The sequence below is a fragment of the Zhongshania sp. genome, assembly GCF_029212375.1.
Classification (GTDB): domain Bacteria; phylum Pseudomonadota; class Gammaproteobacteria; order Pseudomonadales; family Spongiibacteraceae; genus Spongiibacter.
Window position 1 is genome coordinate 164,224 of sequence record NZ_JARGNU010000001.1, and the last position, 21,303, is coordinate 185,526.

The window sequence follows — 21,303 nt, forward strand, 5'->3', positions numbered from 1 at the left end:
TAAGCGGCGCATTTTACCGGAATGGGGGGCTGGCGCCTATGTTTCTGTGATTAGTGGCGCGGAATCGTGGCTGGAGTTCCCGTCCGACGTCAGACGTCTGATGTCGGACGGGAACTCTGCAATAGCACCACAGTCAATCTTACACAGCACGGAGCACCCACATGACACCAGCGATCAACCTCGCCAAAAAGCATAAAATCGCTCATACCGTACATGAGTATAGTCACGATCCTGCTAGCCATTCCTATGGCCTTGAGGCAGTTGAGAAACTAGGTTTGAATGCGGCGCAGGTGTTTAAGACCTTGGTGGTGGCCCAAGAACCCAAGGGCTTGGCGGTTGCGGTGGTGCCGGTAGCGGGACAGTTAAATTTAAAGGCCATGGCGAAAGCATTAAAGGTGAAGAAGGTTGCGATGGCGGCGCCGGCAGATGTAGCGCGCTCCAGCGGCTATGTGCTGGGCGGGGTGAGCCCGCTGGGGCAGAAACGGCTATTGCCGACGGTGATAGACGCGTCAGCAGCGGGTTTTGCAAGCATTTACGTAAGTGCAGGGCGGCGGGGCTTGGAAATTGAGTTGGCCGCCCAGGATTTATTGGCCTTGACGGGCGGGCTGCTGGCGCCAATAGCGCAATGGGATTAATTACTTAATAGGGAAGAAATATGAATAACAAAAGTGCGGTGATTTTAGGGCTGGCGCTGGTGTTGGGTTTGTCTGCCCTCGGTTTGTTGATGGGCAAGGCCGCGGTGAATTACCGGCAGCTTGAGCGCAGCGTGGCGGTTAAAGGTTTGTCTGAGCGGGAATACCCCGCTGATGTGGTGATTTGGCCGATTCTGTTTACCGAAGCCAGTAACGACCTGCCCAAATTGTATACCTTACTGGATCAGCGCATTGCGACGATTCAGGGCTTTTTACTGGAAAAGGGCTTTAAAGCCGAGGAAGTGACTATATCGGCCCCAGCAATCACCGATAAATCAGCCCAGCAATACGGTGGCAACGGCGGCGTAGAATTCCGTTATACCGCAGAGCAAACCGTTACCGTGTATTCCGAGGATATTGAACGTGTGCGCGAAGTTAGTAAGCAGTTGTCGGTGCTAGGCAAGCAGGGCATTGCCTTTACCGGCAATAATTATCAGGCGCAAACTGAATATTTGTTTACCCGCTTAAACGAGGTTAAACCGGCGATGATCGAAGAGGCAACCCGCGAAGCGCGGGCGGTGGCCGAGAAATTCGCCGCCGACTCAGACAGCGTGCTAGGTAAAATAAAACGCGCTTCGCAGGGTCAGTTCACTATTGGCGATCGCGATAAAAACAATCCCCACATTAAAAAAGTGCGGGTGGTTTCTACGGTAGAATACTATTTGTCTGATTGAGAAAAGTGTCAGACTTGCAGGCTGCTAAGGCCGCAGTAATGCCTGATTGGCAGGCCATTCTGGCGCAGTGCGCTAAGTAATTCGCGGCTATCGTCTTTATTTAAGAAGTCGCCAATACTCACGGATTCGCCGCAATGGCTAATACTGATTTGCAGCGGATCCCAAGGGTGGGGAAGTACGGTGACTAATACGAAACTGGTTTGTCTTGGCCACTGCCAGTGATGCTCGCAGTGCTGATGGCCAACATCAATGCTCAGATTTTGCGGGTCGAGGCTGACAATGTGCTGAATTTGCAGTTTGCGGAATACCTTGCCTAATACCAGCCACAGCAAGAGCACTTCCAAGCCCATAAACGGCAGCAGCAGCCATGCGCCGTTGGCGGCAAAGCACAGGCCGAGTACGCCATTAAATAGCATCACGGTTTGAATGATACGACGGTTTTCAGACCAGTCTGCCGAGCAATTGGGGCGCAGGATAATTTCTGAACCCTGTTCTTTATTGCGGACATCAATCATAGCGAAGTCTCCCTTGCTACCCAGAGTCTAGCAGCAGATTTACGAAAAGCCGCAAATCTTAGAACTCGCCACGGTAATCTACATAGAATCAGGCCTTGCGATAGACCATTAGGGCATTGTGAGTGGGGTCGCCAGCTTGATAAAGGCGGCGGCCGTCACCCACAAAACCAGAATTACTCAGCCAAGTGTCTAAAAAGCTCAAACTGTAAAAGTGGCGTAATTCCTTAGCGTTGTATTCCCAACTTTCTTCGGTGCCCATATTGAATACGTCGTGGGCAAGGCCGACCACGGCACGCATTTTGGTGTTGCGGGCGTCGTGGTCGCGAATCACCATATAGGCACCGGGCTTCATCGTGTCGCGAATCGAGCTTAAAAACTCCTCGCGCAGCGGAATGGGGCAGTGGTGTAGGCCGATAAACACGGTAACTAAATCTAGGGAATTATTGGCGATGTGTTTGCCAATATCTGGGCGGTAATCTGCCAAGGGAATATAAGGGCCGGCTTGGTATATTTGGTTGCGGTCAATCATGTCACTCAAAGAATAGCTTGGCGCCTTCTCTGCTACAAAATAGCGCTCGCCAACAATATTGAACTCTTCTTCTAGCGGGTCGACATACCGCCCTGTTGAACCAATCTCTAAATAGCCCTCGTAGCGGCGATCATTATCTAGTAATTGTAGGGTTTGCGCTGCCATAGTGGCTTTTTGTTTGTTTAAAGCGGGTAGGGCAAATGTTAATTCACCGAGAAACGGCTTAATATCTGTCAACTTGCTTTGCAAATGCCGATAGACATTTTGGTCGGTATTATAAACTTCTGCTGCTTCTTGAATTAATTGTTGCAGTTGCTGTTCTGGGTATAGATGAAAGACATTAACTAAGAACGTAAAAAACTCCTCGCGGAGTAGCGGGTTGCGATAGATATAGGCAAAGTTACCCGCGTCAGTATTATTGGTGGCCGGCGTTGGCGCAAGTGGCGCAGGAACGGGCGCTTGCTCTTGGCTAAGGGTGGGATTGGCGACAATGGCGCCAAGTAGCGCCAAATATTGCACAAATTGGCGTCGCGATATGGGGTTTATCATTTTTTTATTCATTACGCTCAACTCATGATCAAATTTGGAGTTTAGGCCTTGTACAAGCTAAAAAGCCCCCGATTCAATAGCGTTAACCCAGTTCGAATACTTTGGCGGGTATTCCGTGTTCTGGCAAGCATTCTTGTTCTGCTGGTTGTGGTTTTGGCGGTGGGCACCACGGTAACCGTGTTGCGCAGTGGCGATGATGGCTTTGTGCCACCGGTATTGCCGCTGACCGTTAACGACGTGAGTAAATTGAATGCGGTGCGGGTTGGGCAGGTGCTACGCCCAGAATCGATTGCAGATATTCAGGCGGCGCTGAGCGCCACTAGCGGCCGCGTATCTATTGGCGGTGGCCGGTTTAGCCAAGGTGGGCAAACGGCTTATCCCGACAGCTTGCATATTGATATGCGCAGTTTTAATAAAGTGCTGGCGATTGATGAAGATCGCAAGACCGTAACCGTGCAGCCAGGTATTCGCTGGCGCGATCTACAAGCGGCGATAGACCCGCATAATCTGTCTATTAAAATTATGCAGACCTACGCCAACTTTACCGTTGGCGGCTCCTTGAGCGTGAACGTTCACGGCCGCTATATTGGCGAAGGCCCACTGGTGGGCTCGGTGTTGGGATTAAAATTACTGCTGGCCGACGGCAATGTAGTAGACGCCTCGCCTAATACCAACGCCGATATTTTTTACGGTGCCATTGGCGGCTACGGCGGCTTAGGGGTGATTGTTGAGGCCACCTTGCAGCTAGAAGATAATATTGCCGTTGAGCGCAAAGTGCGGGTGATGCCAATAGAGGACTACGCAACGCACTTTCGCGACAATGTGCGCGACAACAGCGATGTGGTTTTTCACAACGCCGACATTTACCCCCCGCACTACAATCGCCTGCGGGATGTGAGTTGGCTCACTACCAACAAAACGCCAACCGTCGCCGAGCGCTTAATTCCAGAAGGCAAAGACTATTACTGGCAGGTTAAAGCGGCCGAGTTTGTTGCCGCCTCGGATTTTGGTAAATGGACCCGCGAACATATTATTGACCCTATTTGGTATTACCCCGAGCGGGTTGAGTGGCGAAACTATGAAGCCAGTTATGATGTGGCCGAATTGGAGCCTGCGGACCGTTCAGAATACAGCTACGGCCTGCGCGAATACTTTGTACCAGTAGAACGCTTCGACGAATTTCAGGTGCAGATGCGGGATATTTTTCAGCGTAATAAAGCCAATATCATTAACGTAAGTGTGCGCCACGCCAAGGCCGATCCTAATACCTTGCTTAATTGGGCGAAAACCGAGGTGTTTGCCTTTGTGGTCTACTACCGTCAAGGCACCGATGCCGCCGCGAAAGAAGCGGTAAAGGTGTGGAGCACCGAAATGATCGACGCCGCCATTGCGCTGGGCGGTGCCTATTACTTGCCGTATCAATTACAGGCGAGTCCTGAACAATTTGCTGCAGCCTACCCCAAGGCGCAGGAGTACTTCGGGCTAAAGTACCGCCTCGACCCAAATAACCGCTTTGTTAATTTACTCTGGGAAAAATACTACCCCTTAAACCGTGATTTACTCGCGCAAACCAAGGCTAACTTGGGCGATTACTACCGAGGTGAAGAACAAACCTTCCTCACCATTCCCGAATGGTATTTGGTGTTTCAACCCAAAGAATACGCCGACTATTTAGCCGAGGGGCGCGACCCAAGTACTTTTCCTTTTTATGAAAGCATCGAAGAGTACTGGGCACTCTACGACCGCGCCATTGCGATCAGCCGTCAGAATTACCCCGCCAATACCGAGTACCGCACCATGCTGCGGGTAATTGGCATTAGCACAACAGTGGAATATTTAGCCAAAGGCGCTTACGAAGCCAGTATTGGCCGCCTCACGCGCTGGAGCGCCAATGGTGAAGACACCCCAGAAGACAAAATCATCCAACAAGCCCACCGCGCTTACAGCAAGCTGATTTACGACGAGCCATGGTATGAATTCGATTTTGCTGGCTGGCGCGATCGCCTCTGGGCGGAAACCAGTTTGTGGGGAGACCACCCCCTGCGTAAATGGGAGCGAAAATTATTTTTCTGCGCTGAGTTTGGTTTGAAATCACTTTACGCCAAAGCCATTAAATACGCCGCGCAAGCTACTTATGGCGAAACCGATAAACGCATTTACCTCACCGCCCAGCGTGTTATTGGCAATAGCATTCGCCTGCCCAAAGAGCCGGACGGCGTTGAAATGCTTGCGGGGGGTGGTGACGACTTCTTAATGTCGCTGCCACGCTGGGGCGGTTTTACCAAAACCATGCCACGCTTTGCCTCCGACGAGTGGGCGATTAGTGATATTTCTGGCAATCACCAAATCGTTGTCTCGCTGCTTGGCGGTGCGGGCGTCGATGTGTCGGCGCTCGCCGGCAGTGAACTATTCAGATCTGTATTAGTTTCCGATGAAGAGCGCGAGCGAATTTTTGTGCTAGTTGGCGTAGCCGACTTAACGCATTTCTTAGAAGAGATTGCCAGCGCTGAACAAAGTCAGTCGCTAGAGCTGGAACATATATTTGATTATTAAGTTCGTTGAAATTAAATGCGGCCCCTCACTCTATTGGTGCGGTGCGGTGCGGTGCGGTGCGGTGTGGGGTATCGGTATCGCGCTATTTTAGGAGTGCGAGGCCAAGTCTAAAAAAATTAGCGTCGGTAAAAACCATTACCTTGGCGGTCGCTATCATCGTCATCCAAGCACAGAATGGCGGCAAATAAGATTCTATCGTTCGATAAGACCTTGCCGATGGTCTGGCACATACGCCCGCTGCGCACGTCGCGATAGGGTTGTGATGCCACTTGGTTTTTATGTTGCAATTCTTTGGCCGCCAAGGCTTGATAGAAATAGGGGCGCATAGACCAGTTTGAGCCCCTGTTGCTATCGTCTACCTGCCAGATGCACTGGTCTTCGGCGTGGTGAGATAGCTCATAATTTGGCGAAATTTGTATGCCGTTATGGCGGCATACAAATACCCTCGCAAAGCCATGGGGTGCTTGGTGCAAGCTATTATAATTGAGCTCGGTATCTTTAAGAGCCGATTGCACAGACAAAAAATAATGCTCCATTTCTTGCATATACTGCATTAACTGCTTTTCTCGATTGAGATTGCGTTTAACAAAGCCTTCTAGTAATAGCCGAATAATTTCTTTGGGTGAGTCGGGGTCGATAAACTCAGGCAGGGCTGGCCAAAAAAAATAGCCTTGCACATAGCGCGCGCCGCACTCCAGCGCAAAGTAAAATTCTTGCTCGGTTTCCACGCCCTCACACAATAATTCACTGCCAGTACGCCGTGCTAAATGAGCAATGCTTTGCACCACTTCTTGGGATATACCCCCAGCCATTGCCCGTTTAAAAAGATTCATATCCAGCTTAATAATGTCGGGCTCAAGGGCGATAATACGGTCTAAATGTGACGATCCAGCGCCAAAGTCGTCGATGGCAATGCGCATTCCCTCTGCACGATAACGCGCCAGCAATTTCTGCATATTGTCGTTGTTGCCAGCGCCTTCAACAAACTCAATCAGTATGCGGCTAGGATCCACTCCCCATTTGTGGGTCATGGCAATGGTGGGCACGGGTGTATCGTCACCAATGTGGTCCATCCATTCGGGGGATAAATTTAAAGACAGAAACACGTCGTGCTGACTTTTGGCAAAATACGCCAAAGCCTGCTCGCGCACGCTGCGGTCGATGGTAAGTAGCTCGCGCCGATCAAAATCTGGGTCACTAAATAGCGCACCAATAGACGCTACTCGATCATTTTTATCCCGCGTCCTTGCAAGCGCTTCATAACCCATTATCGCCATGCGGTTGATGTCGATAATGGGTTGAAAATACGGGAAATACTGCACTTGCACCATCATCTAAGTAATTGTAAGAACTAACAAATTAACTAAGTCACAGCATTTATACAAGCGCCGACCATGAATAATATTGGCCCGCGACTTGGTTTTGCGAAAATTGTGAATAGGCTACCGGCTTGCTGGTAGGTCGTTGGATGTTAGCCATCACTTATTACGCTAAGTAAAATATTGATCTGATTTTGGGATCCCAGCTTGTGTTGAATTTTGTTAGCTCATAACAGCTCTTAACAGCCACACGTTATAGCCCACAAATGAAATCAGCAAAATGCCGCCTTTAAGTCGATTAAGCTGGCCGGTTTTGCGCAAACCAAAGGTCATCACCAACAAGCCGATGGTCATTAGCATCATGGCGGCCCAGTCGCGGCTAATTATGTCGGCGGGAAATGAGCTCATGGGATTTATAACGCCAGCAATGCCGATTACCGCTAACAGATTGAACATATTGGAACCCACCACATTGCCAATGGCGATGTCGTGCTCACCGCGCCGAACCGCAATGATCGACGCCGCTAGTTCGGGGAGTGAGGTGCCAAAGGCAACAATGGTCAGGCCAATAATTAAATCACTTACGCCGAGTGCATGGGCTACGGTAACTGCACCCCACACCAAAATTCGGGAACTGATGATCAGTGCGACTAAGCCCATCACCAACCAAAACAGCGCTTTACGTATTGGCATCGCTTGCGCGATTAGCAACTCATCCGTTTCCGTTTCTAAGTGGTCGCCTCGGGTGCGCAGCGCCACAAATATTGTCCAGCTAACAAGCCCAATAAACCCTGCCAGCAATAGCAGTGATTCAAAGCGAGTAAGCGCGCCATCCCATAATATAAAGCCGACTAAGCCACCAATGAGTGTCAGTAGCGGCAGTTCTTTGCGCACGATATTTGAGTGAACGCTGATCGGCGATATTAATGCGGTAATACCGAGGATCAGGCCAATGTTAACTATGTTTGACCCAATCGCATTGCCCAGCGCGAGGTCTGGGTTGCCGTCTAGCGACGCTATTGCCGAAACCACCATCTCGGGTGCCGATGTACCAAAGCCGACAATCACCATGCCAATCAATAAGCTCGGCATACCCAGATGTTTCGCGGTCGCGGCAGCGCCTTCAACAAAGCGGTCCGCGCTCCAAATTAACAGCACGAATCCACCAAGAATGGCCATTAGCGCAAGTGTCATGTTTTTGTACTACCTATGAATGAACTACGGTTAAGTTGATGAGGCTTTGTCGTGACGTATGTAGTTAAAAGCCATAATGCAGGCAAACAGTCACACGGACGTAATCCGTGTGACTTAATCCACTTTAAGGCATAAGCGCTAAGGATTCCCTCACTTCTTCGGCACTTGGCCTGAGTTGTTTCAGGCCTTTTTGCTCGCGCCATACACCCAGAAAATACAGGATCGGCGAGGCAATGAAGATTGACGAGCTTGTGCCAACAATAATGCCGAATAGCATGGGCTTGGCAAAGCTCGACACTGCATCGCCGCCGGCCACGGCCATTGGCAGTATCGCCAATATCGTGGTTGCCGATGTAAAGAGTGTGCGCGTCAATGTTGAGGAGATACTTTCGTTAAGTACGTGTAGCAGCGGCGCATTAGGATCGGCGCGCAGGCCCTCGCGCACGCGGTCAAACACAACCACTTTGTCGTTAATGGAATAGCCAATAAGCGCGAGCAGCGCCGCGACGGCGGTTAAGTTGAACTCCAGTCCAGTTAAGGCAAAAAAGCCAATGGTTTTGGTAATGTCTAAACCAATGGTGGCGATGGCCGCCGTGGCGAAATGCGACTCGTATCGAATCCACAAATACACTAGCATGCCAGCGGCGGCCAATAACACGGCAAGTATGGAGGCGTCGGCAAAGCCGCCGCTGATTTTGGGGCCAACCATATCTACGCGGGGAAAGGTCGCCGCAGGGTCTTCACTGAGGATGGCGGCTTTCAGTGAGTCAATTTCGTTGGCGCTTAATTGCTTGTCGCCGCTATGCGCGGGTAGCCGAACCAGAAACTGCTTGTCGTCACCAAACTCCTGAATGCTTGCCCGATCAAAGTCGTGGGCCAGCAGATTGCTGCGCAAACCCTGTACCGAGAGTTGCTCAGTTTTCACATTCACCAAGGTTCCGCCAGTGAAGTCGACGCCATAATTTAGGCCTGCGCCAAAAAATAACGCCACCGAGCCCAGCGACAATATTGCGGACAAGGCCAGGCCCATAAACCGGCCACCGAGGAAGTTTGTATTGCGTTTGCTAAGCCGGTCCAGCATCGCAAAGCCAGAGAAAGACAGCACATCTCTTTGGCGCTTGCGTATATGCCATTTAATCAATACGCGAGTCACCGCAATAGAGGTAAACATTGATGTGACTAAGCCAATGGCAATTGTCACTGCAAAACCGCGAACAGGGCCATTGCCGAACATAAATAACAGGCTAACCGCGATAAGAGTGGTGACGTTGGCGTCGATAATCGTTGCATAGGCTTTATCAAAACCGGCGTTGATGGCGGCCATTGCGCGCTTGCCGCGTGCCGATTCCTCGCGGATGCGCTCGTTAATCAGAATATTGGCATCAACGGCCATGCCGATGGTTAGAATAATACCGGCAATGCCTGGCAGGGTGAGTGTGGCGTTTAGCAGGCTTAATATGCCGAAGATTAGGCCAATATTAATGGTCAGGCTCGAGCAGGCAATTAAGCCCCAGCCACGGTAGATGACCGTCATAAATAGTAAGACCAAAGCGGCGCCGAGCACGCCGGTGAATAAGCCCATTTGAATGGCATCGCTGCCAAGGTCTGGGCCAACGGTGCGCTCTTCAACAACCGCCAAGGGCGCAGGTAAAGCGCCTGCGCGGAGTAGCAGGGCAAGATCGCTCGCTTCACTGGATGTAAAATTGCCCGTTATTTCACCGCGACCGCTGCCAATAACACCTTGTATTACCGGTGCCGTAATCACCTCATTATCAAGGACGATTGCCAGTGCTCTACCAATATTTTTGCGGGTCATGTCGCCAAAGAGTTTGGCGCCGACATTGTCGAGTGCAAAGGTGACTACTGGCTCGCCGGTATTTTGGTGAAAGCCCAAACTCGCGTCGCTAATATGCTCGCCTTTCATGGCGACTTGTTTTTCTAAGGTATAGGCTTGCTGGTCTTGACTGCTTAGCACGGTCATTGTCGGTATTGTGCTTTGCGGGCGCGCTACCCAGTGAAAAGACATTTGCGCCGTTGTGCCCAATAGTTGGCGGATATAAGCGGGGTCGCTGACACCTGGCATTTGAATTAGCACGCCATCGTCGCCTTGCTTGCTAATACTTGGCTCAACCAAGCCGGTTTCATTAAGCCGCCGCCGAACCACTTCTAGGCTGCGGTCTAGGGCGTCTTTTCTGATTTGCGCAATATATTCTTCCGTTAGTGTGATGCTCAAGGTATTTTCTTGGCCAGCGACTTTAAACATTCGCACGCCGGCGGGGGTTCTATTGTGCTCAGTGGCCAGTGCCTTGGCTTTTTCTAAGTTTGCAGCATTGCGCAAACTTAGCTGCCAGCGTGTGCCGTCGGTCTGTGGCTTTGCATAGGCAATCTTGTTTTCTCGCAGCTGCGCCAATAGCTGCTCGGCAGCGCGCTCTACCGCGCCGTTAATGAGTGGGGTGGTATCCGCGCTCATAAGCAGGTGTGAGCCGCCCTGCAAATCTAAGCCCAGTTTTAAGGTGTTGTGCGTGAACCACGCTGGTAAGTTTTCTTGCGCCTTGGCATTTAAAAAGTTAGGCGCCGCGCTGCACAAACCAAGCAGTATGAGCAGCAAATAAATTACCGCCCGTGTATTAAAGAATCGCATGAATAATCCTTTCAAATTAATGAAATAAAAATCGAAGTACAAAAATTAAGGAGGATTATTTAAACGGGGGTGCGCGCAGGGGCGGTCGCAGATGAACTAGCGTTTGTAGTGCGGGAGCCCAGTTAGCCGCTGATTGTACAAGGCCAATAAAGCGCCAATTTAGTTGGCTAGTAGTAAAAACATTCGCGCTTGGTGTATGAAAGCGATGATCATTGTCATCACGCCCAGATAAAAGGGCGGCATTGCTGCCATTGGAAAAAACGAAAACCTGAGCCGAGTCATGCTTATTAAAATTTTTGTCGGTATCCAGCGCTGCGGCTTGTAAGTTAACGCCAGTGGCGAGCATCCCAATAAGTGCAAAAAACCAAGCAAGCATTGGCGGTGCCGCGCGCTTGTCTAGTTTTGTACAAAGTGACGGGGTGAGCATGGTGTTTAAATACAGTGTCTGCAGTTCGCGGATTATTGGGGCGAATCAATCTTTAATCAAGGCAAATAATACAGCTTCTATTGAGCGGCCTATTTGAGTGGCAATAGGCCGCTGGGGGGTGTGAACTTAGCCACCAATCAAGATCAATTTTCCGGTTTTGGGGTCGCGGTAGACCTGCCCCAGCGCCTCGTAGCCGTCACCATTTTGAATTTGTTGCTGAACAGTCGTTGGCACACTGGGCAGTTCTTTGCCTAGGGAAATATCCTGCTGTTGTGGCTCGGCCTTAAAATGTTGCTGTAGGTCGGGGCTCATTGATACCAAGGCGGCAATTAAGCCGCAGGCAAACACCAAAATAATATCGACCAGATTGGCCATGGGGCCGAGGGGGTCGTCGTTATTGTCGAGAAATTCACTGTCGCGCCACTTATCCATGTTGCGTAGTTTCCAAGGCGGCAAGCTGGTGCAGAGCTTGGTCGTACCAGCGGCGGCGCAGGCGGGCGAGAACAAAGCCGATCATTCCAGCGAGCAGGCCAATCACTGTGGTGTCGAAGGCCACGGTCATAGCGGTGGTGAGAATGCGCAACTCGCCTTCGCCAAGTGCCGCTAGGCCTGGCCCTAGCGGAATTAAGGTACCCATCAAACCCAGCATGGGGGCGAGGCGGGTAATAAAGTCGGCGCGCTCAATACGGCGTTTACCGGCGAGTACCAGTGCGTCGCGGTTGCCAAGGTCGCGGAGTTTTTTAATGCCACTCCAGCGCTCGCCAATGCAAATGCCCACCTCGTAAATGGCCAGTGCGACAAAAAATAATAATGCCCAAATCACCGGCTCTAAGAGCAGTGAGGTGATCTGGTGCATTAGCCCTTGAGATAATCCAGTAACCATAGTGAACTCCATTTAGAATTTAGGCTGACGACCGCGCCACAGACCGCTGACGAGCAGTAATATCCCAGCCCCGAATAGCCAGGGCAGATAGGGGCTAATGGCGCTGGCTGATGTTTTTTGTTCAGCTGACGCTGCTTCTGATTCCTGCTTAGACGCGGTCGCCTGTTTGCTAATTTGCGCTGCAGTATTCGCGTCTAGCTGCACTTCCTGAATATGGCTTGGCGAGCTAGTGTTTGGCGCTTCCGGCGTAACTCGGCTCTTGGCCAACACTGCCTCAAGTTGCTGGGCGCGCTCGGGGCTGAGCTGCTTTTTTACCAGCGCATACATGGGGTGATTGGCGTGGGTGTGGCCACTGCCAGGGTTGCCGTGGTCAATAATATTGTCGCTAAATTGCGCGGCCAATTGTTTAACGGTGGCAGCGTCGGCTTGCCAAAAGCCTTTGTCGATGGCGACCAGCATCACCGCCAGAATATTGCTCTGCACATAGCGGTTATTGTCTTGAGCCAAAAACTCCGCCAGCCCGAGCTGCATGGCATCGTCCACGTAAATGGCTTTCACTTCTTCCCACACGCGGTCATTGATTATGTCTGGGCTAGTCACCTGCCAGCCCCAGAGGTATTCAATAAATTCGCTGCCCATGGTGCGGGCGCCGGAATAGCCTTCGTCCATAAGGGGTTTAATCCACTGGGGATTAAAAAAGCGGCCACGCAATTCCGACAGTAGGGCCTCGGGCAGGGTGTCGATGTGCAAATTGCGGTTGTCGGCGTGGTTGATCACCGCGCTGGCGGGCACCTTGCCGCTCACGGTTTCCACCGCCAAATTAAAACCGCCGAGGTAGTCGAAGGCGTCGTTATTGTCGATTAAACCGTAAAGATGGCTGGCGCGGCCCAGATAGGTTTGCGATACCCCCGTGAGCTGGCGACGGAACAGGGTTTGCGCAGATTCGCCCTGCAAACCCACTCCGTAGGCGTGGCCCATGCGCTTAACAAAGACCTCGGCCAATTCACTGCGGTCCTGCCACGAGCCGCTGCGTTCAACCATGCGGTTAACCCCTGCGCCGTAAGCGCCTGGCGCAATACCAAATACCCGCACACTGGCTTGGCGGCCAAGGTCTTGGGCCGAGATTGCGGGGCTGGCGGCGAGTAATTCCCGCGCCTCGTTCACCCAGTTATTGGCAACTTGGTTTTTGTCCAGCGGTTCGCTGCCGCCTTTGTGAGGTTCGTCTAGGGGCGCTAGCGCAGCGTTTAGGGCCAAACTCAATGCGGGGTAGTCGCGACGAATTAAGTCGCGGCTGGCATCCAATGCGAGTAATCCCGCTTTGTCGAGCAGTAGTAAATGTTGTCCGTAGAGATCGCGGAATAAGCCCGAGGTGGTAAAGACCACATCGAAACGGCGGGGCTGGTCGGGGCCAAGGGGCAGGCGCTCTAAACCTTTAATAATGCCGCGACTATTCCAAATGGGCCGCACGCCGAGCAGCTTCATGCCAAAGGCAATCATCGCGCCCTCGTCGCGCACGGCGTCAGAGGCCCATAAAATAATGCCCTGCTTATTATTGGCGATATCGGTATTGGCAAGGGCGACCCCAGACTCGCCAGCCAGTACTTTCGCGGCCAGTGCCGTGCCGACTTCAACCCCAACGCGGGTGGGTAAGAGGCTGCCGTCCAGTGCATAAAAATTGCGGCCGGTGGGCAGGGCCTCTGGGGTGCGAATGGGGTCATTGCCTTTGCCGGGCGCCACAAACTGGCCGTTAAGGCCGTTGAGCAGGGCGCGCATTTCGGCGGCGGGTGAGGCGCTGAGTTTACTCAGCCAGTCGCTGCGTTTGCTGCTGTCGGCGGTTTCGCCCTGCAACATTGAATTGAGCATGGTGTCGATGGCCTTGGGCTGCCAGTCGCGGCCAAACACATGCAGGCCCAAGGGCATAAATTGCTCTTGGAGCTTGGTGAGGTAGTGGCCAATTTCGTGGAGCAAAAAGTCGTCGTCAATCTCATCAAAGCCCACGCCGCGCACTTGCAGCTCTTCGTCCATGCTGGCGATAAGTTCGTCGCGTAAATTAAACTCATCTACCTTGCGGCGCAGGGTTTCTATGGCGCGGGCTTTGGTGCTGCCATCGCTAGCCGCTTCGGCGCTTTCAATTAATTGCCGCAGTTCGAGCAGCTTGTCGTATAGCTCGGTGGCAGCAAGCGGCGGCGTAAGGTGATCGACCATTACCGCTAAGCCCCGGCGCTTGGCCTGAATGCCTTCGCCAACGCCGTCGACAATATAGGGGTAAATGCCAGGTAAATCGCCTGCCGCAATACTGGGGTAGTCACTGGCAGAAAGCCCCACGCTGCGTTTGGGCAAAAATTCATAGGTAGAGTGGCGACCAAGGTGAACAAGGGCGTCGGCTTTAAACACGTCCTGCAAATAATGGTAAAAAGCCAAATACTGGTGGGGCGGCGGGAACGACATATTGGCGTGCAGCAGTTCTTCGTTTAACTCCCAGCCCCGCGGTGGCTGGGGGCCAAGAAAAACATTGCCAAACTGCACGCCGGGAATCAGCACCTTGTTATTCCAGACCATTACCTTGCCGGGCGCTTTGCCCCAGCCGCGAATACCTTCAATAGCCATGTCGATTAAGGCGCGGTTGAGTTCTTGGCTGGCTTGCCAGTCTAGGCTTTGGCCGCTGGCCGCCTGTGCTAATAGCGTTTGATATTCGTCGCCCAGCTGGGCGAGTAAATCTAAGGCGCGGCTGCGGCCAGTGTGGCGCACGCCATCTAAGGCGTGGTGTAAATCGGTGAGGGTGTTTTCCATACGGGCGCGAATTAGCGCTAACTGATCTTGGCGCTCGGTAACCGAGCTGAGCTCGGCCAGCGCGGCCAATTGGGTCTGTAAGCTTTGCTGTAATTCCCCGAGCGGGCCGTTGACCATTTCTGCGCGCACCGCTGGCGGCAGGGTGTTAAACCACTGCTGGTAGGCGTGGCTAGAGACGGAATTAATTTGCCCAGACATGGCTTCTAGCGCTGCGGCGTCTTCGGGTAAATTCACGCCTTTGGCTTGGAGTAGGTCGAGTAGTGCTTCAGCATCGGCGGGCAGTTCGCCGGTGTTATAGCCTGCCGTGCGCAGGGCTTGGAGTATTTCGAGCAGGCTCTCTGGCACATTGAGATTGTCGGCGCCAATATTGTGACGGCCAGGGGGGTGGTTGTAATACACCACGGCAATGCGTTTGTCGGCATTGGGTTTTTCTTGCAGGTTTAGCCAGCGGGCTAGCCGCCGTGTTTGGCGCTGGATTTCATCGGCAAGGGGTTCGCTGCGGTAAACACTGGCGCCGGTGAGCGGGTCGATTTTGGCGGTGGCGGCTAGCGCTAACACTTGGGGTTGCGACACGCCTTGCAGCTCGGGCATGGCGACGCGGTAGTGTACTGAGTCGCGGGGAATACCCTCGGCAGAGAGCTGCCACTGGGCGCTAGACCACTCGCTGATGCGAATGCCTTTTAATATTGGCAGCTTGAGTTCTTCTAAAATCGCGGTTACCGCTTCGCGACCCTCGCCGCCGCCAATCACAAAATCTTGCAGGGCGATAATGGCCGCAGGGCAATTTTTAAGCGGGCCACGCATGGCGGTTTGAATGGTTTCTAACGCCGCGACACTGGCCTTGCCCCAAGCGGCTAACACCGAAATACACTGCCATGTTTGCGCTGCGCAAAGCTGCTGGTGCAAGGCCCAGTCGCCGCTTAAGTCGGCGGTGTCGTGGTCGATAATCCACACGGTGCGCTGCGCGGGCTTGAGTTGAGCATTTAACTCGGCGGCACTGAGCCAGTCGGCGTCATCGCCGTCGTGCAGGGCAAAGCGCAGGGGCGCAACTTCTTCTAGGCGGGGATATTCTGCGCTGCTGTTGGCCAGTAATTGTAAAAGGCTGGCGGCATTATTCACCGAGCGGTTTAGCCAATAGGCGCGTGCTTGTAACCAGTCGGCGAAGCGGGGCGCTTGCTTTTGGCTTTCGGCTAGCGCTATTGCGATTTGCACGCCAGCTTTGTCGCCAAGAATATCCTCTGGCAGACCCTGACTAAATATCTCACCGTGACGATCGCGTTGCAGGGGCATGAGCGCACGATCACTGTGTAACACCGTGCGCAGCTGCTGGGCAGGGTAATTCATGGCCAATAAACGCGGCACGTCTTCGCCAAATATCGCCACTAATAAAAGCCGGTCGCTGGCGCTGATCAAGGTTTGCAGCTCTTCGTCGCTCAGGCTGCTAATTTGTTGAACGGTGCGAATTTGAATTGTTAAATCTTGGCGCTGCTCTAGCAGCTGGTGAGCGCCTGCTATCAGGGTAGGTGCCGAGCGATCTGAAACAATTGCGGTGATATTCATTGCCATAGCACTGGCGGCGTTAAGTAGCAGGAGCAAGGCAAATAGATTTCGGACTAGATTTTGAATACGGCCAGACATAGCATTTCCCCGCCGTAGCTCGCCCGCATACGGCTATTGAACAAGGTGGAAATAAAACGCGGGCAGGGGGCTTGGCAGACTTTTGGCTATGCGCCAAAAAGCGAATCTGGTGTGACACCCCGCCACGTTCTATTCTTGGGTTTCGGGCCGGTCTCCGGACTCACAGAGTGCGTATGAATTACGCAGTGCTATTTATAGCAACTATTCGCCTTCCCACGGTTTACGCAGTGGCTGTCAGCACCTCACTGGCCTGACGGAATAGTGTTCTCTGTTTACCGTTGCGGGGGCAGTACAGGCATTGCTGGTTTAAAAATTGAACGCAGCGCACCTGTTTCCCGTTTAAGTTGCGCGCAGTGATTATGCGACGCAAGCACCTGAAACATCGGTGCCAAGGATACGCGCTAGGGGTGGGGAGTCAAGGTTTAGCCAACATTGTTGGCTGATTGCGCCGAGTGGAGTTTGTTGGTTCACCCATAAACTGGCCAAGCATGTGAAACCTATATTGGCCAAAAACTTGGATATACGCCCTGAGTCTTTATTTTAGGCGATTTTTTATCCAGCAGACGGCTGGAAAGTCACATTACCGGTCAGTCGCTGAATTTGGTACTTTTGATGGCGGCGCTGTGCCAGAGCGCCTGGCTACTCAACAAACGCTTTGGCTACTTTTTGATCATCCTGTCTTTGTATCTTTCTTACGGAACCAGCAACATATTGATATTACTAGACAATCCCGTTGCTTGTGATCCTCGTAGATAAGTAGAGCAGAATAACGATTCGTGCTATGCTTACATCATGAAAAAGTTAAATTTGACAACAGAATTCCGTGTAACTCAGGCCGTAGGTTCATTGGCGATTGAGGGTATTCGTGTGTCTCCCGAGCTACGAGCAAACATGACTCGGGTCATTAATGGCGAGGTTAAAGGCGAAGACCTACGTCGCGAGCTTGTGAAACGCTATCGCCAGCGCGTCGCCATATAAGAACACCCTCAAAATTGTCCTACGATAATTATGACCCTTCCGAACTCGACCCATACTGTATCCCAGGCTCGACCTGTCTCAGCAACAAACTTGGCTTTACCGATACGCAAGCTCTAAATGAGGCTGAGGCGGAGATCAGCTCTATTGCCATGGCTGAGCTAGAGATCAATCCATTATTCGGCGCCTACGATCTAACCCACTTGAAAGCCATTCATTATTATCTATTTAATGACGTATATCAGTGGGCCGGTGTTGAGCGCCAGACTGAAATCAGTAAAGGGGGGCAGCTATTTCTTCCTTACAAAGAAATCCCTGGGAAGGCTGCGGAAGTTTTTAGTGAGTTCCACGCAGAGGCAAATCTGGTCGGCCTACCTAAATCGGAATTCGTCGAAAGAGCAGGATACTATTTCGGCATAATTAACTGCATACACCCCTTCAGGGAAGGTAATGGACGGGTACAACGCATTCTGTTCAATCAGCTCGCAACTGATGCCGGTTTTGCCATTCAGTGGTCTGCTATATCAAGCGAGGCCATGGCGAATGCATGCCGAAAAGGCCGGACAACGACGCCTGACTACCGCGATTTAATTAAGCTTTTTAGGCTTAATACCATTGAGCCAGATTCCATGCCCGACTAACCCCTGAGCGTGAACTGTAGTGGCATAGTGAATTTGGCCATCTGATCAGAGGTGATATGATCGCCTCTAAAGCAACCTACGACCTACATCGGAATGCGTGTGTTTGGCCGTCCGCTTATTACCAGATCAGGAAGCGGCCCTTAGATACTGGGTGTGTTTGGCTCTAGCGTCACAATAGCGGACATACAAAACTGATGCTCCGCGCCCCTAAAGAGCCATGTCGGGTGAATTTTAATACGCTTTAGGCACTTATAAGACTCAGGGATGACACCATGCTGTTGATTTGCACTTAGTACATCCCCTGGCTCCCAATTCAGTGCAATTCAACATGTTAATAAAGTTTATTGTTGAAAAAGACGCTTTAGGGCTCTCTAAAGCCTGTTCTCCAATTGTGACGTAAAGCGGCATCATTACTGGAGGAATAAAATGGCAATACGGTATAACAATCCAACATTACCCTGCCGTGCGATTCAGTGGGATGGACTTCAGAAGGAGTTAATTCTCGACTGGAGTATCCCCAAGGGGCGAAAAAGATATCAAACGCTATCTTCGTGGGATCAGGGCCTCAAATCGCGGTATAACCGAGACGAAAAATTAGTATACCAAGCTGGAGCTATACCGGGTGATTGGTTGTATCACTCAGAGCTTGAGCCGGTTAATGCCTGGAAAGAGACTATTCCAACGAAGGTGCGTCGGTTTGTTGAGTGCGTGCCGACGGGGAAAATGAAGATCCTTAAATTAACATTCAAGTGTCCGCCATTTGCGGATGTGCTCCAGATCAACCCAAAACTTGCTTGGATGATCTTTGTCCACGGCAAGCGGAATAAACTAGATATCTCCCAAATCGAGGCGCTGTGCAGCTTAAAGCAACATATCATTCTCGGCGAGCTGGGATTCTGTGGCTCAAAAAGCATTGTGCGAATTTTAAGAAAATTTTCGGAATGTAATGCCCGTCCTGAGTATATTTATGGTCTTGTGGAGATGCTGGCAGCTCCTGAGCCAAGAAAGTTCTTTTCACATGTTAAATACATGTCGGGTGAGCAACTTTCTCTATTCCTAAATATTCCTTGGTTGTTAATGGTGCCATTTGGAAAACTCGTGTCAACGCTTGATTCTAGCTGGGAAATAAGTCGTGTAAAATTTTTGTATGAGAAATACGCAAGCTTCGACATGCTCCCCTTTCTAGGAAGAGTCAAGTCAATCCCTGAAATGAATGCACGGTATGACGCATTCTTCAATTGTGATGCGGATAAATCTAGGAAGACCCTGACTCGAATGTGGGGGTTAGAGAGGCTGTTGAATTTACCACTTCCTGAGGGACGATATGTGAAAGCATTGCGGACGTTGAAGGCGATAGATACACAATCTATGAAAGGTGGTCTCTGTCTTAGGCTTTACACTGTAGACTCAATTAACGGTACTATTTCGTTTTATGTAATTCCAACCACACCGACGCCGTTAACTATAAGCGTAGTTAAGCATGATGGTGGGGAACTAAGGATTGGAGATGCAAAGCATTTCAATAATGTTTTGCCTAGTGAGGAAGAATATGCCTACGTCCAAACATGGTTTAAAAGTGCATTGGAGCTTAAAAAGCATGGAAGTTGTGATGCAGATCTCGCGAGTGTCATTGTCAGTGAGGCGCAGCTATGCTCAATAGCGAGGGGAGATACCTGAAATGTCGTTTTTAAACTGGTAGTAAATTATATTCTGTTATTCAAAAATACGGAGAGACATAAAATGAAAATGGAGCTTGAAGGTCTTCTTAGAACGCTCGAAGCGATATATCCACATACTCAAATAGCTCGTTTCTGTGCAGAAAATGGTGAAGAATGGTACTACTCGCTTTGCCAGACAAATCTTCAGCGACACGGTACTTTAATTGTCGGATTCAACTGGGGTGCTGGAAAGAATGTAAAATATAGTGCCCAAGAGCAGATTACGAAAACAGATTTTTATAGTGAAGATGTGGGTTCTCTTTCGAGAACATTTAGTTACTTAGATAAGTATCTGGGAATTGTAGCCCGCAATAATGTCTCGCAAACTAACTATTGTTTTTTTAGATCGCATACAGAGTCGCAGATTTCACCTCAAGATATTGAAGTTTGTAAGCCAATATTTGAGGAGCTGATATCCATCCTTAAACCAACGAATATAATATGTCTTTCTGCAACTTTGCGTGATTATTGGCTGAGTGGAAACGAGCTTCTTGACCAAAAGCGTAAGGATATAGTTTATCCATTTGGCGAGGGTTGCCGGACAAGTTATGTAGTGAAGGGTATGTTGTATGGCAATACTGCTACTTATTGCCTACCGCATCCAAATTCCAAAATACCCGGTCGAGTGAGAGATGAAGCGTGGGAGTTTTGTTTTAGTGATCAGTAGCTTGGCTACGATTGATTTTAATGGTTTATTAGTTAAATGCCCGCAGCATGTATGTGCTAGTGGTATAGTAAACTTGGCCTCCTGACTAAGGCGGATATGGGGGTTGAGCCTGCATAAAAGCCTACGGCCTTCGTCGGATTACGTTGTTCTGAACGTCCGCTTTTTACCAATACCAGCCCTCGGCCGCGCATTCAAAAAGCGGCTATGTCATTATGTGGTCAGTGCGAATTAATACTGTTGTTAGATTTTTGTTTTAAGACTGAAGTGAGGGTTTCGGTTTTTGCGGGAGTTCAGCGCTTGCTATAGTTGTTATTGAATGTTTCTGGTCCCATGGCCGAAATTTGTAGATCAATCATTTTATTAAATGCCAATAAAATATTTGAGAAATCCTCCGGCGTTTGTAATTCATTTAGCGCACAGACTCCCGCTTCTATTGTCGATAAGCCGTCTGCGCGGGGCGAGCGTCTTATTTTGTATTGGCTATTATTATTGGCGGCAATAGCAAAACGGGGGAGGGTGTTCAGCCACGGATTTATGTGCATCAAGCGCGCAACCTTTCGCCAGGTACCGTCTAGCAAAATAAGATTTTTAATCTTGCATTGGCGCATGTCGGCGACTTTTAGGCTGTTGTCACTCGGAAAAATTAACACGCTATTGGTTTGCCAGTCGCTGCCGAGGATTTGCTCCGGCGCAAAAATCTCACCAACAATAAGTTCGGCGCCCGCAATCGATTTGGCAAGTAGTGGCGCAGACGACAGTGCATGCTTGGCCTCTTTGGGGTCTTGCAAAATTACTAGGCGGTAATCGCAGTTGCGGACCACCATTACATCGCATAGACAGGTGCGCTGGGGGCGGTCGCAGTGCAGGCAATGTTGTCGTTTTGTCATGGCGTGGGCTG

General features: G+C 50.9%; 16 protein-coding genes and 1 riboswitch. Of the genes, 7 read left to right on the forward strand and 9 right to left on the reverse strand.

The window, feature by feature from the left end; genetic code table 11:
* The first annotated feature begins 161 nt into the window (after window positions 1–161).
* Both ybaK and P1U47_RS00695 read left to right on the forward strand, forming a co-directional pair.
* Window positions 162–635 (forward strand): Cys-tRNA(Pro) deacylase, encoded by a 474-nt coding sequence (gene ybaK, locus P1U47_RS00690; protein ID WP_301026586.1) that lies wholly within the window; start codon window positions 162–164, stop codon window positions 633–635.
* Between the two features lie 20 nt (window positions 636–655).
* The gene (locus P1U47_RS00695) at window positions 656–1,366 is read left to right on the forward strand and encodes an SIMPL domain-containing protein (protein ID WP_301026587.1); all 711 of its coding nucleotides are present in this window, start codon (window positions 656–658) and stop codon (window positions 1,364–1,366) included.
* A gap of 8 nt (window positions 1,367–1,374) precedes the next feature.
* Here the strand turns inward: P1U47_RS00695 and P1U47_RS00700 are convergent, their stop codons facing one another.
* Window positions 1,375–1,881 (reverse strand): DUF2244 domain-containing protein, encoded by a 507-nt coding sequence (locus P1U47_RS00700; protein WP_301026588.1) that lies wholly within the window; start codon window positions 1,879–1,881, stop codon window positions 1,375–1,377.
* Between the two features lie 88 nt (window positions 1,882–1,969).
* On the reverse strand, window positions 1,970–2,971 hold the full coding sequence (locus tag P1U47_RS00705) for a class I SAM-dependent methyltransferase (protein WP_301026589.1): 1,002 nt from the start codon (window positions 2,969–2,971) through the stop codon (window positions 1,970–1,972).
* Window positions 2,972–3,007: 36 nt separating this feature from the next.
* Between P1U47_RS00705 and P1U47_RS00710 the strand changes: the two genes are divergently transcribed.
* The gene (locus tag P1U47_RS00710) at window positions 3,008–5,512 is read left to right on the forward strand and encodes an FAD-binding oxidoreductase (RefSeq protein ID WP_301026590.1); all 2,505 of its coding nucleotides are present in this window, start codon (window positions 3,008–3,010) and stop codon (window positions 5,510–5,512) included.
* Window positions 5,513–5,628: 116 nt separating this feature from the next.
* Here the strand turns inward: P1U47_RS00710 and P1U47_RS00715 are convergent, their stop codons facing one another.
* From P1U47_RS00715 to P1U47_RS00740, 6 genes are all read right to left on the reverse strand, one after another.
* Window positions 5,629–6,846, reverse strand: a complete 1,218-nt coding sequence (locus P1U47_RS00715) for an EAL domain-containing protein (RefSeq protein WP_301026591.1) — start codon at window positions 6,844–6,846, stop codon at window positions 5,629–5,631.
* Between the two features lie 207 nt (window positions 6,847–7,053).
* Window positions 7,054–8,025 carry a calcium/sodium antiporter gene (locus P1U47_RS00720; protein WP_301026592.1) on the reverse strand — a complete coding sequence of 324 codons (972 nt, stop codon included), beginning with the start codon at window positions 8,023–8,025 and terminating at the stop codon, window positions 7,054–7,056.
* A gap of 124 nt (window positions 8,026–8,149) precedes the next feature.
* A complete protein-coding gene (secD, locus tag P1U47_RS00725; protein WP_301026593.1) occupies window positions 8,150–10,666 on the reverse strand; it encodes a protein translocase subunit SecD in 2,517 nt (838 codons plus the stop codon).
* Between the two features lie 553 nt (window positions 10,667–11,219).
* Entirely contained in the window at window positions 11,220–11,525 is a 306-nt protein-coding gene (locus P1U47_RS00730) for a DUF2149 domain-containing protein (protein WP_301026594.1), read from the reverse strand.
* Window positions 11,518–11,976, reverse strand: coding sequence for a MotA/TolQ/ExbB proton channel family protein (locus P1U47_RS00735; protein WP_301026595.1), 459 nt, complete (start codon window positions 11,974–11,976; stop codon window positions 11,518–11,520). The genes P1U47_RS00730 and P1U47_RS00735 overlap by 8 nt, the downstream gene beginning before the upstream one ends.
* A gap of 12 nt (window positions 11,977–11,988) precedes the next feature.
* Complete coding sequence (locus tag P1U47_RS00740) at window positions 11,989–16,404, reverse strand: cobaltochelatase subunit CobN (protein ID WP_301026596.1); 4,416 nt, start codon at window positions 16,402–16,404, stop codon at window positions 11,989–11,991.
* A 127-nt stretch (window positions 16,405–16,531) separates the two neighbouring features.
* Window positions 16,532–16,797, reverse strand: a riboswitch (cobalamin riboswitch).
* A gap of 399 nt (window positions 16,798–17,196) precedes the next feature.
* Here P1U47_RS00740 and P1U47_RS00745 point away from each other — a divergent pair.
* From P1U47_RS00745 to P1U47_RS00760, 4 genes are all read left to right on the forward strand, one after another.
* Entirely contained in the window at window positions 17,197–17,382 is a 186-nt protein-coding gene (locus P1U47_RS00745) for a hypothetical protein (RefSeq protein WP_301026597.1), read from the forward strand.
* Between the two features lie 14 nt (window positions 17,383–17,396).
* A complete protein-coding gene (locus tag P1U47_RS00750; protein WP_301026598.1) occupies window positions 17,397–18,020 on the forward strand; it encodes a Fic family protein in 624 nt (207 codons plus the stop codon).
* A gap of 426 nt (window positions 18,021–18,446) precedes the next feature.
* Window positions 18,447–19,697 carry a hypothetical protein gene (locus tag P1U47_RS00755; RefSeq protein WP_301026599.1) on the forward strand — a complete coding sequence of 417 codons (1,251 nt, stop codon included), beginning with the start codon at window positions 18,447–18,449 and terminating at the stop codon, window positions 19,695–19,697.
* Between the two features lie 63 nt (window positions 19,698–19,760).
* Window positions 19,761–20,405 (forward strand): hypothetical protein, encoded by a 645-nt coding sequence (locus P1U47_RS00760; protein ID WP_301026600.1) that lies wholly within the window; start codon window positions 19,761–19,763, stop codon window positions 20,403–20,405.
* Between the two features lie 290 nt (window positions 20,406–20,695).
* On the opposite strand, the gene P1U47_RS00765 is transcribed toward P1U47_RS00760, so the two are convergent.
* Window positions 20,696–21,292, reverse strand: coding sequence for a tRNA-uridine aminocarboxypropyltransferase (locus tag P1U47_RS00765; RefSeq protein ID WP_301026601.1), 597 nt, complete (start codon window positions 21,290–21,292; stop codon window positions 20,696–20,698).
* Window positions 21,293–21,303 lie beyond the last annotated feature (11 nt).

Excerpts from the sequence above, each read along its gene's own strand:
- P1U47_RS00765 (WP_301026601.1), bottom strand. The coding sequence starts at position 21,292 with ATGACAAAACGACAACATTGCCTGCACTGCGACCGCCCCCAGCGCACC.
- P1U47_RS00740 (WP_301026596.1), bottom strand. The coding sequence starts at position 16,404 with ATGTCTGGCCGTATTCAAAATCTAGTCCGAAATCTATTTGCCTTGCTC.
- P1U47_RS00735 (WP_301026595.1), bottom strand. The coding sequence starts at position 11,976 with ATGGTTACTGGATTATCTCAAGGGCTAATGCACCAGATCACCTCACTG.
- P1U47_RS00705 (WP_301026589.1), bottom strand. The coding sequence starts at position 2,971 with ATGAATAAAAAAATGATAAACCCCATATCGCGACGCCAATTTGTGCAA.
- ybaK (WP_301026586.1), top strand. The coding sequence starts at position 162 with ATGACACCAGCGATCAACCTCGCCAAAAAGCATAAAATCGCTCATACC.
- P1U47_RS00730 (WP_301026594.1), bottom strand. The coding sequence starts at position 11,525 with ATGGATAAGTGGCGCGACAGTGAATTTCTCGACAATAACGACGACCCC.
- P1U47_RS00755 (WP_301026599.1), top strand. The coding sequence starts at position 18,447 with ATGGCAATACGGTATAACAATCCAACATTACCCTGCCGTGCGATTCAG.
- P1U47_RS00745 (WP_301026597.1), top strand. The coding sequence starts at position 17,197 with ATGAAAAAGTTAAATTTGACAACAGAATTCCGTGTAACTCAGGCCGTA.
- secD (WP_301026593.1), bottom strand. The coding sequence starts at position 10,666 with ATGCGATTCTTTAATACACGGGCGGTAATTTATTTGCTGCTCATACTG.
- P1U47_RS00720 (WP_301026592.1), bottom strand. The coding sequence starts at position 8,025 with ATGACACTTGCGCTAATGGCCATTCTTGGTGGATTCGTGCTGTTAATT.
- P1U47_RS00715 (WP_301026591.1), bottom strand. The coding sequence starts at position 6,846 with ATGATGGTGCAAGTGCAGTATTTCCCGTATTTTCAACCCATTATCGAC.
- P1U47_RS00695 (WP_301026587.1), top strand. The coding sequence starts at position 656 with ATGAATAACAAAAGTGCGGTGATTTTAGGGCTGGCGCTGGTGTTGGGT.
- P1U47_RS00700 (WP_301026588.1), bottom strand. The coding sequence starts at position 1,881 with ATGATTGATGTCCGCAATAAAGAACAGGGTTCAGAAATTATCCTGCGC.
- P1U47_RS00760 (WP_301026600.1), top strand. The coding sequence starts at position 19,761 with ATGAAAATGGAGCTTGAAGGTCTTCTTAGAACGCTCGAAGCGATATAT.